16 protein-coding genes and 1 pseudogene are annotated in these 15,435 nt (G+C 63.6%); 7 read left to right on the top strand and 10 right to left on the bottom strand.

Annotation, left to right across the window (positions count from 1 at the left end; genetic code table 11):
* The first annotated feature begins 40 nt into the window (after positions 1-40).
* From WMC41_RS11480 to WMC41_RS11465, 4 genes are read left to right on the top strand one after another with little or no spacing between them, the layout of a single operon-like run.
* On the top strand, positions 41-901 hold the full coding sequence (locus WMC41_RS11480) for a carbohydrate ABC transporter permease (RefSeq protein ID WP_244769434.1): 861 nt from the start codon (positions 41-43) through the stop codon (positions 899-901).
* Positions 898-1,716, top strand: a complete 819-nt coding sequence (locus WMC41_RS11475) for a carbohydrate ABC transporter permease (RefSeq protein ID WP_288077949.1) — start codon at positions 898-900, stop codon at positions 1,714-1,716. Before WMC41_RS11480 ends, WMC41_RS11475 begins: the two co-directional genes overlap by 4 nt.
* A 23-nt stretch (positions 1,717-1,739) precedes the next feature.
* Positions 1,740-2,762 (top strand): alcohol dehydrogenase catalytic domain-containing protein, encoded by a 1,023-nt coding sequence (locus WMC41_RS11470; RefSeq protein WP_244769436.1) that lies wholly within the window; start codon positions 1,740-1,742, stop codon positions 2,760-2,762.
* 44 nt (positions 2,763-2,806) lie between these two features.
* The gene (locus tag WMC41_RS11465) at positions 2,807-3,877 is read left to right on the top strand and encodes an ABC transporter ATP-binding protein (protein WP_244769437.1); all 1,071 of its coding nucleotides are present in this window, start codon (positions 2,807-2,809) and stop codon (positions 3,875-3,877) included.
* An 80-nt stretch (positions 3,878-3,957) separates the two neighbouring features.
* Here WMC41_RS11465 and WMC41_RS11460 read toward each other — a convergent pair.
* From WMC41_RS11460 to WMC41_RS11445, 4 genes and pseudogenes are all read right to left on the bottom strand, one after another.
* Positions 3,958-4,368: pseudogene (locus WMC41_RS11460) on the bottom strand (non-homologous end-joining DNA ligase); the annotation flags it as partial.
* A gap of 148 nt (positions 4,369-4,516) precedes the next feature.
* A complete protein-coding gene (gene sigJ, locus WMC41_RS11455; protein ID WP_288077948.1) occupies positions 4,517-5,350 on the bottom strand; it encodes an RNA polymerase sigma factor SigJ in 834 nt (277 codons plus the stop codon).
* A gap of 26 nt (positions 5,351-5,376) precedes the next feature.
* The gene (locus WMC41_RS11450; protein WP_432343243.1) at positions 5,377-5,898 is read right to left on the bottom strand and encodes a hypothetical protein; all 522 of its coding nucleotides are present in this window, start codon (positions 5,896-5,898) and stop codon (positions 5,377-5,379) included.
* A complete protein-coding gene (locus WMC41_RS11445) occupies positions 5,891-6,268 on the bottom strand; it encodes a hypothetical protein (RefSeq protein WP_432343240.1) in 378 nt (125 codons plus the stop codon). The genes WMC41_RS11450 and WMC41_RS11445 overlap by 8 nt, the downstream gene beginning before the upstream one ends.
* A gap of 138 nt (positions 6,269-6,406) precedes the next feature.
* Between WMC41_RS11445 and WMC41_RS11440 the strand changes: the two genes are divergently transcribed.
* Positions 6,407-6,661 (top strand): hypothetical protein, encoded by a 255-nt coding sequence (locus WMC41_RS11440; RefSeq protein ID WP_288077944.1) that lies wholly within the window; start codon positions 6,407-6,409, stop codon positions 6,659-6,661.
* Between the two features lie 472 nt (positions 6,662-7,133).
* On the opposite strand, the gene WMC41_RS11435 is transcribed toward WMC41_RS11440, so the two are convergent.
* Complete coding sequence (locus tag WMC41_RS11435) at positions 7,134-8,297, bottom strand: cupin domain-containing protein (RefSeq protein WP_432343238.1); 1,164 nt, start codon at positions 8,295-8,297, stop codon at positions 7,134-7,136.
* A gap of 287 nt (positions 8,298-8,584) precedes the next feature.
* On the opposite strand from WMC41_RS11435, the gene WMC41_RS11430 reads away from it, so the two are divergent.
* Complete coding sequence (locus tag WMC41_RS11430) at positions 8,585-9,649, top strand: LacI family DNA-binding transcriptional regulator (RefSeq protein WP_244769443.1); 1,065 nt, start codon at positions 8,585-8,587, stop codon at positions 9,647-9,649.
* 12 nt (positions 9,650-9,661) lie between these two features.
* Here WMC41_RS11430 and WMC41_RS11425 read toward each other — a convergent pair whose 3' ends face one another.
* The 5 genes from WMC41_RS11425 to WMC41_RS11405 are packed head-to-tail and all read right to left on the bottom strand — an operon-like array spanning position 9,662 to position 14,047.
* The gene (locus WMC41_RS11425) at positions 9,662-10,306 is read right to left on the bottom strand and encodes an aldolase (RefSeq protein WP_432343235.1); all 645 of its coding nucleotides are present in this window, start codon (positions 10,304-10,306) and stop codon (positions 9,662-9,664) included.
* Positions 10,303-11,517, bottom strand: a complete 1,215-nt coding sequence (gene otnK, locus WMC41_RS11420; RefSeq protein WP_432343232.1) for a 3-oxo-tetronate kinase — start codon at positions 11,515-11,517, stop codon at positions 10,303-10,305. Before otnK ends, WMC41_RS11425 begins: the two co-directional genes overlap by 4 nt.
* Positions 11,511-12,209, bottom strand: coding sequence for an alpha/beta fold hydrolase (locus WMC41_RS11415; protein ID WP_432343229.1), 699 nt, complete (start codon positions 12,207-12,209; stop codon positions 11,511-11,513). The genes otnK and WMC41_RS11415 overlap by 7 nt, the downstream gene beginning before the upstream one ends.
* The gene (locus WMC41_RS11410; RefSeq protein ID WP_432343227.1) at positions 12,209-13,015 is read right to left on the bottom strand and encodes an HpcH/HpaI aldolase family protein; all 807 of its coding nucleotides are present in this window, start codon (positions 13,013-13,015) and stop codon (positions 12,209-12,211) included. The genes WMC41_RS11415 and WMC41_RS11410 overlap by 1 nt, the downstream gene beginning before the upstream one ends.
* A gap of 18 nt (positions 13,016-13,033) precedes the next feature.
* Entirely contained in the window at positions 13,034-14,047 is a 1,014-nt protein-coding gene (locus WMC41_RS11405) for a nuclear transport factor 2 family protein (RefSeq protein ID WP_432343224.1), read from the bottom strand.
* Between the two features lie 309 nt (positions 14,048-14,356).
* On the opposite strand from WMC41_RS11405, the gene WMC41_RS11400 reads away from it, so the two are divergent.
* The gene (locus WMC41_RS11400) at positions 14,357-15,412 is read left to right on the top strand and encodes an ABC transporter ATP-binding protein (RefSeq protein WP_064329361.1); all 1,056 of its coding nucleotides are present in this window, start codon (positions 14,357-14,359) and stop codon (positions 15,410-15,412) included.
* The last annotated feature ends 23 nt before the right edge of the window (positions 15,413-15,435 follow it).

The raw sequence follows: 15,435 nt of genomic DNA, 5'->3' as shown, positions 1-15,435 counted from the left end.
TGGCGGCTCGGGCCGCCATCCCCAAGCTCTGGACAAGATCATGTATACGAGCCGCCAAGCCTGGATGTTCGTGCTGCCTGCATTGCTGCTCTATGCCGCCTTCGTCGCGGTACCGATCCTGCAGGTCGCCGCCTATAGCCTTTTTTCGTGGGACAACGGGTCGATCAAGGCTTTCAGCGGCCTTGCCAATTACGCCCGTCTGGGCACCGACGGCGTCTTTTGGACGGCCTTGGGCCACAATGCGATCTGGGCGATACTCACGCTCTGCTTTCCGCTGTTGATCGGACTCATCCTGGCGTCGATCCTGGCCGAGCGCTCTCCACGGGTCGTGAAGGTCATGAGCGCCATATATTTCCTGCCGCGCACCATTCCGCTGGTCGTTGCAGGTATCATCTGGGGTTGGATCTACAATCCCATCTTCGGATTGCTGAATTACGTGCTCGACCTCGTCGGGCTCGGCTCATGGGGTGGTGCCTGGCTTGCCGAATCCGGTACGGCACTGATCTCGCTCAACGTCGCAGGCGCATGGACCTTCTACGGTTTTTGCGTCCTGATCTATCTTTCGGCGATCCAGTCGATCGATCCCTCGCTCTACGAGGCCGCGTCGCTTGATGGCGCAAGCTGGGGCCAGCGGTTCCGCTTTGTCACTGTACCGTTGCTGAAGAGCACCACGCTGTTCCTTGGTCTCTACTCCGCGATCGAAGCCATGCGCTTCTTCGACCTCGTCTGGGTCACGACCCAGGGCGGCCCGGGCTACGACACTGAAGTGCTGACCACGCACATCTACAAGACCTTCTTCCTCGTCGGTGACTTCGGCTACGCCGCGGCCCTTTCGGTCGTGCTGCTCGTCATCGTGCTTACGGTAGGCGGCTTGAGCTACCGGATTTTGAGGCAGTCATGACCCGCCCGTCCCGCATTCTCCAACACGTCTTCCTGCTGATCTTCGCGCTCTATGCCCTGATGCCGGTCTATCTCGTGCTCCTGGCATCGGTGCGGAGTGAGGCGGACCTCTTCTCCGGCCCTCTCACGCTGCCGTGGCCGATTGACTTCTCCAATTTCCAGCGCGTCTGGTTCGAGAGCGGCTTCTCGCAATTCGTCGTCAACAGCCTGGTGATCAGCGTCGGCTCCACCGCTCTGGTCGTGCTGACGGCGCCGCTCGCTGGCTTTGCTTTTGCCAAGCTCAAGTTCAAAGGCAAGGAAGCGGTCTTTGCCCTGTTCCTCGCGGGTTTGGTCGTCCCGGCTCCATCGGTGATCGTCGCGCTCTATGGCGACCTCCAGATGCTCGGCCTGCTCAATACGCGTATCGGCGTCATCCTGCCTCAGGCCGCGCTCCTGCTGCCGTTCTCCATCTTCATGATGCGCACGGTGATGGAGGACGTTCCGGACGAATTGCTCGAGGCAGCGACGATCGATGGCGCGACGCTCTTCGAGACCTTCATCAAGGTCGTCGTCCCGGTGGTCAAACCCGGTCTCCTGTCACTGGCGCTGATCGCCTTCCTGTTTTCCTGGCAGGAATATCTACTGCCGCTCGTTGTCATCCAGGACGAAACGCTCAAGCCGCTGACCGTGGGCGCAGCCACACTTCAGGGACGCTACGGTGTCGACTATGGCGGCATTGCTGCGGCCGGCATCATCGCCTTTGCGCCGATCGTCGTGCTGTTCCTTGTTCTGCAACGCTCATTCACGCGCGGCCTCACGGCCGGGGCAGTCAAATAACCATCGAAATCCGGAGTCATCCCATGAAAGCTGTCTTTCTTCCCGGCAACAAGCGAGTGGAGATCCGCGCTGTCGAAGTGCCGAAACCGCGTCAGGACGAAGTGCTGGTTCAGGTCAAGGCGTCCTGCATCTGCCGCAGCGATCTCAGCCTTTATTATGGCAATGCCGTTGTCGGTGGTGACGCGGCAGGCCGTTGTATCACCGGCCACGAACCGGCGGGCGTCATCGTCGAGGTTGGCTCTGCGGTCCGCCAGTTCAAGAAGGATGACCGTGTCGCGATCCATCTCGCGGTCGGTTGCGGTGTCTGCTCCTATTGCCGCGCAGGCCACTTTCACCTCTGCCGCGAATGGACCTGCCTCGGCTTCACCGCCGATGGCGGCAATGCCGAGTATATCGCCGTTCCCGAACGCAACCTGCTGAAACTCCCCGACGACATGTCCTATGTCGCCGGTGCGATTTCCACCGATGCGTTCGGTACGCTGTGCAGCGCCGCTCGCAAGCTCGGCATCAACGGTCTGAGCACCGTCGGCATATGGGGGCTCGGGCCAATGGGGTCGGCCGGCGTGCTCGCCGCCAAGGCGCTAGGTGGAAAGGTCATCGCGCTTGATCCGATTGCCGAGCGTCGCGAATTTGCGCTCGGCCTCGGCGCCGATCTCGCAATTGATCCGACATCAGCCACTGCATGCGAAGAAATCATGGACTTCTCGGGCGGCAAGGGCATCTCGGCAGGACTCGATTGCTCCGGCAACAGCGCCGCTCAGAACATGGCGCTCGATGTCGCGGCACCTTTCGCCAAAGTGGCCTTCGTCGGTGAGAGCCGCGAGACGACAATCAAGCCGAGCGACCAGTTGATCCGCAAGCAGGTCACCCTCATGGGCTCCTGGTATTTCGGTGTTGCGGAATATGAGGACATTCTGCGCATCGTAGAGACCGGCAAGATCGATCTCGAGAGACTCGCGACCCATACGTTCTCGCTCGACGAGGCGGAAACCGCGTTCCGGCTTTTTGACGAGCGCAAGACCGAAAAGGCCGTCTTCGTCATGTGACGCGGATCAGATCGGTCCTGTAAGTGGAAATTAGGAGGAAAGACATGGCGACGGTGAGTTTCGACAGGACACGCAAGGCTTTTGGCGCACATGAAGTGCTCAAAGGTATCTCGCTCGACGTGGCCGACGGTGAGTTCGTCATTCTCGTCGGCCCATCGGGATGCGGAAAATCGACGCTGCTGCGTATGCTGGCCGGCCTGGAGCAGGCGACTGGTGGCGATATCCGCATCGGTGGCAGAAGCGTGATCGGAGTTTCGCCGAAGGATCGCGATATCGCAATGGTCTTCCAGACTTATGCACTCTACCCGCATATGACGGTGTCGGAGAACATGGGCTTTTCGCTCCGGCTTGCCAAGGCGCCGAAGGCGCAGGCCGATGCCCGGATCAAGACGGCTGCCAGCATGCTCGATCTTGGCCAGTTGCTCGACCGCTACCCCAAGGAGCTATCTGGCGGTCAACGTCAGCGAGTCGCCATGGGCCGCGCCATCGTGCGCGATCCGAAGGTGTTTTTGTTCGACGAACCCCTTTCGAACCTCGACGCCAAGCTGCGCGTACAAATGCGCGCCGAAATCAAGGCGCTGCATCAGCGGTTGAAGACCACGAGTATTTATGTCACCCACGATCAGGTCGAGGCGATGACCATGGCCGATCGTATCGTGGTGATGAATGGTGGAAATATCGAACAAGCCGGCACACCGCTTGAACTTTATGACAACCCGGCCAATCTTTTCGTCGCGGGGTTCATCGGCAGCCCCTCCATGAACTTCATTGAAGGGATACTGGAAGCGGGCTCGACCTTCCGCTCCAAGGGCGGGTTCACGATGCCCATGCCGCATGGACTTGCCGCAAAAATGGGTCGCGAGGCGGTTTATGGTATCAGGCCAGAACATGTCGAGATTGCCCGAAACGGCCGGGAACCCACGCTTAGTCCGACGATTACCGTGGTTGAGCCCATGGGCGCCGAAACCCTGATCCTTGCAGAGTTCGACAGCGATAGCATTTCCGTCTCATATCGCGGACGTGACATCTTCAAGCCGGGCGACAAACTGCCAATCGTCATCGACCCGAACCAGGCGCACCTTTTCGACAAGGCTACTGGTGAGAAGATAAGGTGAGACCGTTATAGACTTTGCGGGCCTTCGATTCGTATCTCGTGACGTGGCGAGTTTAGAGACGGGCAAGGTCAATGTGTACTCGATCTCGTACAAGCTCCATTGGGCTCGATATCGCCGTGGCCCTCCTTGTTGAGGACGACGGCTTCGCCATCGAGGATAGCGGTCCCGATGCCGAGCTTGCCGGCGGCCTCTGCAATCCTGGGAAAACGATGCGTCCAGTCGTGGCCGCCGCGCGTGACAATCCGCACGCCCTTCGGCTCAATATAGATCGCCAGGCGATAGCCCGTCCCATTTGAGTTCGTAGAGCCAGTCCGGCCCTTCCGGCGGCGTCGGCCGGAGCAGGGCGAGACAGGGCTCGACGCATTCAGGCATCGGATCGAACGGCAGGCTCGGCTGCTCTGGGTCGCGTCGCGTTTGCAAACCGGACGCGACTGCAGCGTCTCGCGGGGCTCATCGTAAAGGGGGATGACGGATTGGCGCTTTCGATTCATCGGTGTCCATCACATGCGGAGAGTCCGAACATAGGTGTCTTCAGTGAAGATTTCAGATGCGAGCTTGCCTTTCTCGCTGGCAGCCAGGCTCTTGTGGAGCGCATGCATGATGTCGATGACATTGCCATCGACGGGCGCTCCTCGCCCTTCAGGTCACATGCGCGAGCTTGTCGGGATTGCGCACGAGATAAACCGTGGCAATCCGCCCGTCGGCATCGAGATCGAGCATCATCACCGTGTCGAGGCCGGTTTCGGAACTGATCAGCACGCCTGCTCCGCCATTCACCTGCGTCCGGTCGAAACGCCATCCGCCATTGGACGGCTTGCGGGCGATATGCATGAGGAAATCTACGACCTCGGCCGGGCCGCGGAGGACACGGAGCGCCGCGATCACCTTGCCACCGCCATCGGAGATCAGCTCGATATCCTCGGCCAGCATCGCCGCCAGCCCCTCGACTGTGTTCGTTTTCACCGCCGTGCCGATCGCCGTCAGCAGCCGCTCGACATCCGCCTCGCTCGCCGCAAAGCGCGATCGCCCGTCCTTCACGGCCTGCCGTGCCCGCGAGGCCAGCTTGCGGACGACGGCGGGTGACCGACCGAGCGTCTCGCCGACCGTGTCGAAGTCCATGCCGAACAGGTCGTGCAGGAAGAAGGCGGCGCGTTCGAGCGGCGAAAGCGCCTCGAGCGTGCGCATCACCGCGAAGGAGATGTCGAGCTCGCGGTCGCTCGGATTTTCATCCGTCTCGATCACGGGCTCGGGCAGCCATGGGCCGATATAGGTCTCGCGCCGCGCCTTGATCTGCCTGAGCCGATCGAGCGAGGCATTGGTGACGACCCGTGCCAGCCACGCCTCACGATCCCGCACCCCCTCGCTGGCGATGAGCTTGATCGCGGCCTCCTGCACGACATCCTCGGCATCGGTGACCGCGCCGAGATAGCGGTAGGCGAGCCGCACCAGCCGACGGCGCAGCGCATCGGGCATCGGTCCATCGCTTCTACCGCCCTGCACTATGCCGCCTCCCGGAATTCCGCGGGCATGATTTCACAGCTCAGCGCCGCGCCGATACCGCGCTTCAGTGTGGGATAGAATTGGCCAGCCGTCACGGCGGAGGCAAGGCCCCAGAGGCCTCTTTCTCCGAAGCGGCTGCGGACTGCCTCAATCAGTCCCGCAAGCTCCAACAAGTCGGCGAGCACGGCGTTCGCATAGTCGGCGGCGAGCCGCATGTCGGCATCGGCAGGACCCGGCCGGGCGATGGAGGCCAGTTGCGCGGTGCTGACGCCCGCCTCCTCCGCCATGCAGACCACCAGCATCGCGCAGGAGCCGCATCCGGATGTTCGGGCTGCAATGAACTTCGCCGCATAATAGGGCGCCGCCGGCAGGCCAAAGCGCTCCTGGGTGAAAGGAACAAGCATGCCGAGCTTGAGGAAGCCGCCTGGGCTGAGGTCGGCGAGGTTCTCCATATAGCCGACACCGTAGTCATAACGGGTGCCGAACCGACGCACGGCATTCTTCAGGCATTTCCTAAGCATGGGAGGTCCTCCGCATGAAGACGGCAAACGGCAGCAGCGCCGGCACCACGATCAGGGCGATGTCCCGCGCGGCATGGCCGGGATCGTAGCCGTGCAGGACCATTTCCGCGAGATGCGGCAGCGTATGGCCGAGCAGGAAGATGCTGGCCACCGCCACCAAAGGCCGGGCGATGGCGCTGTGCCAGCCGGCCAGACCGAGCGCACAGCCCGCGCTCAGGAAGCCGAGGCCGATGTCTCGGACGAAATGGGCGTTGAACGGGCCGGTCTCGGTCACACCGGATACAGTGCCATACCAGAATTGGGGCGCCGCCAGCGTGAGGGCGCCATTGAAAAGCTGAAGGGCGGCAAGGGCAAGAAGCAGGGATCGCATGAAAATCTCCTTTCGCCGACAAGGACGAAAGGAGCCAAGGATTGTGACATGCGGCACGGAAATTTCCGCCTTTGCCTCCGCCTGCGATCGTACGCCACGTCAGAAATCCAGGGCTGCGGTCTGGAGCCCAAGGCAAGAATGGCCACGCTCAGCCGCGCAGCTTCACTAAGCCGGCGTGATCGTGATTACTTTTGCAAACCACGCGAAGCAGCGGAGCCGCGCGATTTCGATCAGGATGACGTCAAGTTCCTGCGTAGCTACGCGACAGTGCACGAACCAATCGTTGATCGCTTATTGAAGCTGTCTGCGTTGCGCTCAAGCGAAGGGGTGTTGAGTCGGCAGCCCATGCCGGCAGACATCGCGATGGCCGAGGCGGGGGGCGACGGGGAATAGGGCCGCACAGCCATTAGCTTTGCAGTCTTTGCAGTTCGGCATCATCATGGACGATGAAATCTTGCCATAACAAGATCGGCAATAGGACCGGCAAAACGATTGCATAAGATCACGCCTATCGCTCTGTTCATAAAGATGAATTTATCGGTATAGAAATCGGCAAAAAATGGTAACGCTCGCGAGCATTGAGCCACTCCTCCCCGAAAGCAATCGGGACCTGGAAGATCTGACAATCGAGTTGACGTCGGCGGCCAGCCGCTTCGCTGCGCGCCTGCACCCGCTTATGCGGGCTTCTGTCGGCGATCTGGTGCGTTCGATGAACTTCTACTACTCAAATCTGATAGAGGGGCACAATACGCTCCCGGTCCCGGGCCATGGCAGGTGATTTTGACGCCTCGACCGGACTTAAGCGTCTCGACCGAAGCGTCTGAGATGACATGGCTGGCGTTTGTTTGGGACGCCGGATGCGGACTTATGGCGCGAACGTCTGTTTCACCTTCTGCGGCAAGAGCGCCAGCGGCGCGACATAGCCGTTGTGATCGATGGCATAGCCCAACTTCGCCGCTTGCTTGCGAATCTCATCGGACCACACGATCCGCTTCTTGTGGTCGCCCGCCGTCATCAGCACGAATTCGGCGGTCTGGCTGCCGGTGTTGCGGATCGACCGCCAGGAGTCGGCCGGGAAGGAGTAGAGGTCCTGTGCGTCGACCGTCTGGGTCAGTTCGGCATCCCCCTCGTTCTGGGTGATCTCGACCGAGCCGGAGAAGACGATCATAACCTGCTTCTCGCGCAGCAGGTGGCGGCCGATGGAGCCGCCTGCCGGAATGCGGCCCCATTCGATGGACATGCCGTGCGGATTTGAGATCGGCGGAACGTGATCGCGATCCTCGGTGATACCGTGGCCGAGCACGGGGGCAAGCTCGGCGCCGTGGCCCGGGATGCGACTGTCGAGCAGGGCAGTGGTGGAGAAGACGCGATCATCGCGGCGCACGGCCCGCTGGCTCATATCCTCGACGGTATATTTGCGCAGGCTCTCGATCTGCTCGCGCGTCATCGGCTCGATCAGTTCGGAATCGTCCGGCTTGGGCTGGCCGTTTTGCGTATCGACGAGCATATTGTTGCGGGTCAGGTACAGGCCGTGCTCCGCCGCGACTTCGAGGATCCGGGGATGCCAGAGGATGCCGCCCGTGTCGTCGCCGCCGAGCGCGGTGAAGATCCAGCCGTCGCTGTCGCCGACATTCGTGAAGCCGCGGAAGATCCACGTCGGTATGCTGACCACGTCGCCGGCGGTGCAGACGACTTCGCCGTCCTTCCCGTCGGCGCCCCAGCGGAATAGCCATGTACCCTTGAAGATCATGAAGACTTCGGCGGTATAGTGGATGTGCAGGTTGTTGGTGATCCCGGCGGGCATGGCAGCGACGCCGAGGCTGAAGCCGTGCGGCTCCGAGAGGCTGACCTTCTGATCCTTCGACTGGGTCACGCCCGGGCCGATGAGCGAGTAGTTCTCCTTCAGATGGGAGCCCGGCATCTTGCAATCGATGAAGGCGACGCGTTCCGCCACCATATCCTTGCGGCGGACAAGACGGCGCTGGCTTTCCGCCTCGGACACTTGAACGGCGGACGGGGTAGGGGTCATCGAGATCGCTCCTTTGATGCGAGGTTGAGAAAAGGGAAACGTCGAGCAGCATTCTTGCCGTCGGTTGCGCTTCGAAGGAGAGCGCATGTCGCCGGATGGGAGGAATTCTGCCGTAGATTTCCTATGCATTCGAATGCACGATATCGCTGCATTCGAATGCAGGCAATGCTTTTCTTTGTCTTCCAGTCAGATAAAGTGGAATGGATGAATCGGGTTTGGGCTGCTCAGGCTATGCCGAACCGGGAACCGCATGCCTCTTGCACGCTTGACATTGAGGGATATGTTCGATGGGAACCGACGACGAGATGGACAGAATGCATTCCTCACCGACAGCGCGCCCCAGGCGGGCGACGTCCTACGATGTTGCGCGCGCCGCTGGCGTCGCGCAGTCGACCGTTTCCAGATGTTTCAAGGACGACGCCAAGATCTCGGCGAAGACGCGCGACCATATCCTCAAGATCGCCAGCGACATGGGATATACCGGCAACGCGCTCGCGCGCTCCCTCATTACCCAGCGCTCGAACGTGGTCGGCGTCATTGTCACCGCCTTCACGATCCGCAACAACCCGGAACTGATCTATGCGCTCGGCGAAGCCTTGCAGAATGCCGGAAACAGCCTGTTCCTGATGGTTGTCGAAAACGACGATGCCATCGGCGCTTCCTTGCAGAAGGCGATGGAATATCCGCTGGACGGCCTGATCTGCTGCGCGCAGATGCCCGAGGATTGGATCAGGCAGTTCGCCAACCGCGGTGTGCCGATGGTGTTCTTCAACCGCCTTGTCGATTCCAGCCTGGTAGATTGCATCACGCTCGACCATGCCGGGGCGGGCAGGCGGATCGCCGAGGCGCTTTACCGGGCGGGGCATCGGTCCGTCGTATGCGTCCGCGGGCCGGAACGGGCGCCGGTCAGCCAGTTGCGTGTGGATGCGTTCCGCGACCGGATGGCCGAGTTCGGGATAGGGTCGATCCCCACCGTCTGCACCGATTTCTCCTATGCCGACGGGCGGCGCCGTTTCCTTGATCTGGTTGGCGGCATGAAACGCCCGGACGCGGTGTTCTGCGCCAACGACCAGCTTGCCCTGGGCGTCATCGATGCCTGCCGGTTCGATCTGGGATGGCGCATCCCCGAGGACATCTCCATCATCGGCTTCGACGACATCGCCGAAGCCGGACGACCGAGCTATGCGCTGACGACAGTCCGGCAGCCGATCGTCGACATGGCGGAAACGGCGGCGTCCCTGCTTCTGGCGCGGATCGGCGACCCGGACCTGCCGCCGCGCCGGATCATGGTGCCCGGAGAACTCATCGAGAGAAGTTCGGCCCGTTTGGCGAACGGATCGCCGCCCGCTTGAATGCACGGCCACTTATCTGAAACGGTCGCCGTAATGCGTTTCGATCGCCTCGACCTGATCGGGTGTCAGGCCGTGATGCGGGATGGTGCGCAGTATCAGGCAAAGCCTTGCCGTTTCCTCCAGTTCCTCAGCCGCGAAAGCGGCGTCCTTCAGAGTGCGCGCGGCGACGACCGAGCCGTGGTTCGCGAGCAGGAAGGCCGAATGCCGCAATGCCCGTCCGGAAATCCAGTCGCCGAGGACGGGATCGCCGGGGACGGCGAACGGCAGCAGGGCGACCGCGCCGAGCCGCATCACGGCATAGGGCGTGACGGCGGGCAGCGCATTGTCCGGATCTATTCCGTCCACCATGGACCAGGCCGTCGCATGGGGCGTGTGAAGATGGACGATGGCGCCGGTCTGCGGCCTGCTGCGGTAAAGGGCGAGATGCAGCGGCAGTTCCTTGGAAGGCGGTGCTCCGGAACGATGCGTTCCCGCGTCGTCGCACAGCGAAAGGTCATCCGGTTGCAACGAGCCCAGCGCGTAGCCGCTCGGTGAAATCAGGAAGCCGCCCGAGGCGAGCCGGGCCGAGATGTTGCCCGAACCGCCGCGCGCATGCCCCTGTGCGGCGAGCGCCGCGCCCTGAGCGCAGAGCTCCTGTCTCAACTCGGCTTCCGTCATCGGCCTTCCAGAACCTCCAGTGCGCGGTGGAAGAAATCCCGACCGCCGAAATTGCCCGACTTGAGAGCGACCCGCAGGGGACCAGCCGTCAGCGCGGGGACGCCGGGCGCGATCTGCGGGCCGACCTCGAAGCTGGTGATGCCGAGCCCGGTGGCGACCGCGCCGGAGGTCTCGCCCCCCGCCACGACGAACCGAAGCACGCCGTGCTGGCGCAACGCCGCCGCAAGACGCGCGAAGGTATTTTCGATTGCGGTGGCCACGCGCTCGCGGCCATAGGTTTCCTGCGCGGCAGTGACCTCGTCGGCCGGGCTGGACGCGGCGATCAGCGGCGGGCGGTCCTGCTGCAGCACCCATGCCGCCAGCGTCTCGATGAAGGTGTCGTCGGCGGAGAGCGCTTCGGTTACGCTCAGCCGGCGTTGCGGCCCGTCATAGGCGGCGATCTGGCCGAGCGTCGCGGCCGAGCAACTGCCGGCCATCAGGACGGCCCGGCCATCGACGCCGGTCCAGCGGCCGCGGGCCATGCCCTCTGCGCCAAGTGCACGGGCAAGCCCGCTGCCGATGGCCGAGCCGCCCGTGACCAGACGCGCATCGAGGACAAGCCGTCCCAATCGATCGATGTCGCCGTCGTCGATCGCATCGGCGATGATGAAGCGTGCGTCCGCATCGGCCAGAGCCGCGGCCGCGTTCTCCGCCCGCAGCGCGGCCAGCGGCAGGTGGCCGATCTTCTGCGATGTCTGACGCGCCAGCCAGCGCCGCAGGTCGGGATCGGTCATCGGGGTCAGCGGGTGCTGCGCCAGCGGGCTTTCCGACAACAGGCGGTCCCCGACGAACACGTGCCCCTGATAGACCGTGCGTCCCGTCGTGGGAAAGCTGGGCACGAACAGGACCCGATCCGCGCCGAGATCGTCGGCCAGCGCCTCGGCGACGGGACCGATATTGCCCTCGGGCGTCGAATCGAAGGTCGAGCAATATTTGAACAGAATGCGTTCTGCACCTTGCTTCAAAAGCCAGTCCACCGCCGCGCGCGAGGCGGCGACGGCCTCGGCCACGGGAACCGAGCGGGTCTTGAGCGCCACGATCGCCGCCGCCTCGTCGGTGGCGGAGGCCGGCAACGGGCCTGCATAGAGGCGGGTGGCAAGCCCCGCCTGCGCAATCATGTTGGCCAGGTCGGCCGATCCGGTGAAATCGTCCCCGATGGCGCCGATCAGCATGGGCGGATCTCCTTTTCCTTCAAAAAACCGGCTATCGCCTCGGCACAGGCCTGCGGTGCCTCCAGCGGCAGGAAATGCCCCGCCCCCTCGATCAGGATCAGCGTGTGTGCTCCGATCCCTGCCGCGCGTTCCGCCCGCTCGTAAGGGGCGGCCTTATCCTCGCGCCCCGTCACGAACAGGACCGGCGCGCGCGTGGCCGCGAGCATCGGCTCGGCGCCCGGGCGTGTCAGCGCAAGTTCGGTCTGCGCCGGAAGATGGGCGGCCGCTGCCTCGGCCATGGCGACGATCCGCTCGCCGATGAGCAGGTTGCCGCTCGCCGCCGGGCAGACCATGGCAGGCCACAGCGCGGACATGACGGGCCGCGCCCCCCGGCTGGAAACCGCCGCCAGCTGCTCCAGCCGCGCGGCGCGTTTTTCAGGCATGTCGGCGAAGGGATTGGCCGCCAGCAGAACAACCGCGCGCGCCCGGATCCGGTCGACGTGGTGGGCTGCGAGGATCGCGCCGAGGGAAAAGCCCAGAACGATGTCCTGCGGTTCCACCGCGGCGAGGTCTCCGGCGTAATCCTCGACCGAAGGACGGTCGAGCATCACTGTCCGGCAATCTTGCGGCGGAACCTTCAGGATATCGAGGACCGGCCTGAAGACGTCGGCCGTGCAAAGCGTCCCCGGCAGGAGCCACCAGCGCGCCGCCATCAATAGCCGCCCTGCGCCGGGGACCGCGCGACCGTTGCGCCAAGGGTCTCGGCCACCGCAGCGCGCATGCCGCGGGTGAGAATGCCGAAATCATTGCCGGGCGTGACCAGCGCGAAGCCCTGCGCCACGCGACGCGCCGCCTCGGCGCCGTCGGCGCAGAATATCCCGGCCGGGATCCCGGCGGCCTTCGCCTTTTCGAGCACATGGGCGATGACCTCTTCGGACTTTCTCCGGTCAGGTCCGACGCGGCCGTCGAAGACGAAGGCGAGGTCGTTCGGGCCGATATAGATCATGTCGATCCCCTCGACGGCGAGGATCGCGTCGAGGTTTTCGACGGCCGCGACGGTCTCGATCATCGGGATGACGAGAATCTCGGAATCGGCATGCGCCACATAGTCCGCCCCACCATAGAGCAGGCCGCGGGCAGGCCCGAACGAGCGGATGCCGGTCGGGGGATAGCGGCAGGCGCGCACCAGTTCCGCCGTCTCTTCGGCGGTGGAAATCATCGGGCAGATGACGCCGTAGGCGCCGCTGTCCAGCACGCGCATCATGAATGCGGGATCGAGCGAGGGGACGCGTACCAGCGGAACCGCGGGGGTGGCGGAAATCGCCTGCAGCATGTGCAGGGCGTCGGTCGGGCCGATCATGCCATGCTGGAGATCGACGGTTGCGGCCTGGACCCCGGCATGTCCCATCCCCTCGGCGGAATAGGACGAGGGGATGGACAGCCAGGCATTGACGATGGTCTGCCCCTTGGCAAGCCTCTCGCGGAGAGGATTGCGGCGGATGTTCGGATGAGTGTTCATGCAGTGCGCTCCCGCGTGTCAGTCGTGCGCGCCGGTCTGAAGCAGGATCTGCTTCCAGATGGCGGTTTCATCGATCAGGGTGAATTCGTTGCGGATCGCCGGGCCGCCGTCGTCGCCGAACGGGCCGAACTCGACATGGCTGATGCCGAGCACATAGACCTGCGCCTGCGTCGGCGTGCCGAAGCGGCCCCAGCCGGAATGCTTGCCCCACAGCGACCAGCGGATGGCTGAGCGTGGCGGCATCAGCGGGTCCTCGCGGCCGATGACGTGCTCGATGCGGAACTCGGCATGGGGGAAGGCGGCCCGCAGGCCCATCCAGAACTGGTCCGCCTGCGCGCGGCCGAACAGCGTCTCGCCGCCGGGATAGTGCAGGTTGCAGGCGCGGTCGTAGCTGCGCGGGATCACCTCCATGTCTGCGGCCATGATGCGGTTCAGGATCTCGGCGTGGCGCTGCCCCCATTCGTTGTCGTTGCCGCGGCCGCTATAGGGCCCGGGCACGTCGTTGTCCTTCGTGAGCGGCTTGACGCAACGCTCCGGTCCACCCTCGCGCGCGATCAGGTCGCGGGTCCAGTCGATCACGTCGAAGCCCATCTGCCGCACGATCGCCGACTGGTCGCGCACCAGCCATTCGTCATAGATCGCGTCGTCGCGGATCGCGCAGTCGGCGAGGATGCGATAGGCGAAGTGCTTTCCGGTCGGCGCGCCGTACATGCCCGGCCGCGTATGCCGTGCCCATGAAATCAGCCGGTGCGAGGACAGGAAGGCGTCGGAGGTTTCGGTCGAGCCGACCGGGTCCTCGCACCAGATCACGTCCTCGCCCGGCAGTTCCCGGTCCGGAAATTCCGCAAGGGTCGCCATGGTCGCCGCGATGACATTGGTGTTGTCGACCACCACCGAGGCGGGCGAGCGCACGATCAGCCCCGGGGCATAGTGGCGGCGCAGGCTGCCGATCTGGCGGTCCTCCCAGATCTGCTGGGTGAGGCCGTTGATGAAATGCGGGACATCCCGCCATTTCGGATCAAAACCTTTCATGACTGTACCTCTTGTCTGTCCTGTTGCTGGCGAAGGGAAACCACGGCTGTTCGGCGACGCCACGGCCGGCGCCGGCCGGCACATCCTGCGGAAGCCGGGGCGATAAAGCTGGTTGTTTTTCGTCGTCCGGCCCGGGGGCATGGTGCGCTGCCATGCCCCAAGCGCGCCGGATCGGGGCGGGTCCGAACCCTCGCGGGCTCTTTCGCCGTCCTCTCATATTATTAGTTGCCAGATATCAAATTCTGTGTCTAGGGTATTTATGCATTCGAATGCACAAAGGGAATGCACAGAGGAAGGAGCTCAACCCGAATGGCCGAGATCGTCTTGCGCAACCTCACGAAACGATGGGGCAGCTTCACAGGTGTCGAGCGCACCAACCTGACGATAGCGGACCAGGAATTCCTGGTTCTGCTGGGGCCGTCGGGCTGTGGCAAGACGACCACCATGCGCATGATCGCCGGGCTGGAAGAGGCCAGCGAGGGCGACATCCTGATCGGCGGGCGGCGGGTCAACGGCCTGGATCCGAAGGACCGCGACATCGCGATGGTCTTCCAGAGCTATGCGCTCTATCCCAACATGAACGTCTACGAAAACATCCGTTTTCCGCTGAAAGTGCGGCGCGTGCCGGCCGCGGAACATCACGAAAGGGTCATGCGCGCGGCCCGGATGGTCGAGCTGACCGAATTCCTGGAGCGCCGCCCGGGCGAGCTGTCCGGAGGGCAGCGCCAGCGCGTGGCCCTGGCGCGTGCGATTGTCCGCCAGCCGAACGTGTTCCTCATGGACGAACCCCTGTCCAACCTGGACGCCAAGCTCAGGGTTTCGACGCGCGCGCAGATCAAGAACCTCAGCCACGAGCTGAAGGTGACGACGATCTACGTCACCCACGACCAGGTGGAAGCGATGACGCTGGCCGACCGCGTCGTCATCATGAAACGCGGCGTGATCCAGCAGGTCGGAAGCCCGGTGGAGATCTACGACCGGCCGGCCAATACCTTCGTGGCCGGCTTCATCGGCAATCCCGCCATGAATCTGATGACCGGAGAGCTTCGCGGCGGCGTCTTCAGCGGCGAGAACGTCCGCATTGCCGGGATTAACGGGCCGGACGGCGCCGTCGTCCTGGGGTTTCGGGCCGAGGATGCCTCGGTGGTGCCCGCCGGCGGCGACATCGTCGCGCCGACCTACACCATGGAGCTTCTGGGCGATGCCACGATGGTCGCGGTGCGCGCCGGCGGCGCGCTCGTCACCGTCAAGGCCCACAAGGATTACCGCATCGAGATCGGCGCTCCGGTCGAGATCTCGGTGCCCGCAGGGATCTGTCATCTCTTCGATGCCGCTGAAGGCAACCGCATCGAGACCGCCGGATAAATCCAACCACGAATGCCGGAAAA

Origin of the sequence: Shinella yambaruensis (genome assembly GCF_050859155.1) — a bacterium.
Taxonomy (GTDB): domain Bacteria; phylum Pseudomonadota; class Alphaproteobacteria; order Rhizobiales; family Rhizobiaceae; genus Shinella; species Shinella yambaruensis.
The sequence above is the reverse complement of the archived record's forward strand: the minus strand, read 5'-3'. Positions and strand labels throughout refer to the sequence as shown.

Bases quoted from the DNA above. Each gene is read 5' to 3' on its own strand.
- WMC41_RS11480 (WP_244769434.1), top strand. From the start codon at position 41: ATGTATACGAGCCGCCAAGCCTGGATGTTCGTGCTGCCTGCATTGCTG.
- WMC41_RS11475 (WP_288077949.1), top strand. From the start codon at position 898: ATGACCCGCCCGTCCCGCATTCTCCAACACGTCTTCCTGCTGATCTTC.
- WMC41_RS11470 (WP_244769436.1), top strand. From the start codon at position 1,740: ATGAAAGCTGTCTTTCTTCCCGGCAACAAGCGAGTGGAGATCCGCGCT.
- WMC41_RS11465 (WP_244769437.1), top strand. From the start codon at position 2,807: ATGGCGACGGTGAGTTTCGACAGGACACGCAAGGCTTTTGGCGCACAT.
- sigJ (WP_288077948.1), bottom strand. From the start codon at position 5,350: ATGCCCGATGCGCTGCGCCGTCGGCTGGTGCGGCTCGCCTACCGCTAT.
- WMC41_RS11450 (WP_432343243.1), bottom strand. From the start codon at position 5,898: ATGCTTAGGAAATGCCTGAAGAATGCCGTGCGTCGGTTCGGCACCCGT.
- WMC41_RS11445 (WP_432343240.1), bottom strand. From the start codon at position 6,268: ATGCGATCCCTGCTTCTTGCCCTTGCCGCCCTTCAGCTTTTCAATGGC.
- WMC41_RS11440 (WP_288077944.1), top strand. From the start codon at position 6,407: ATGGCCACGCTCAGCCGCGCAGCTTCACTAAGCCGGCGTGATCGTGAT.
- WMC41_RS11435 (WP_432343238.1), bottom strand. From the start codon at position 8,297: ATGACCCCTACCCCGTCCGCCGTTCAAGTGTCCGAGGCGGAAAGCCAG.
- WMC41_RS11430 (WP_244769443.1), top strand. From the start codon at position 8,585: ATGGGAACCGACGACGAGATGGACAGAATGCATTCCTCACCGACAGCG.
- WMC41_RS11425 (WP_432343235.1), bottom strand. From the start codon at position 10,306: ATGACGGAAGCCGAGTTGAGACAGGAGCTCTGCGCTCAGGGCGCGGCG.
- otnK (WP_432343232.1), bottom strand. From the start codon at position 11,517: ATGCTGATCGGCGCCATCGGGGACGATTTCACCGGATCGGCCGACCTG.
- WMC41_RS11415 (WP_432343229.1), bottom strand. From the start codon at position 12,209: ATGGCGGCGCGCTGGTGGCTCCTGCCGGGGACGCTTTGCACGGCCGAC.
- WMC41_RS11410 (WP_432343227.1), bottom strand. From the start codon at position 13,015: ATGAACACTCATCCGAACATCCGCCGCAATCCTCTCCGCGAGAGGCTT.
- WMC41_RS11405 (WP_432343224.1), bottom strand. From the start codon at position 14,047: ATGAAAGGTTTTGATCCGAAATGGCGGGATGTCCCGCATTTCATCAAC.
- WMC41_RS11400 (WP_064329361.1), top strand. From the start codon at position 14,357: ATGGCCGAGATCGTCTTGCGCAACCTCACGAAACGATGGGGCAGCTTC.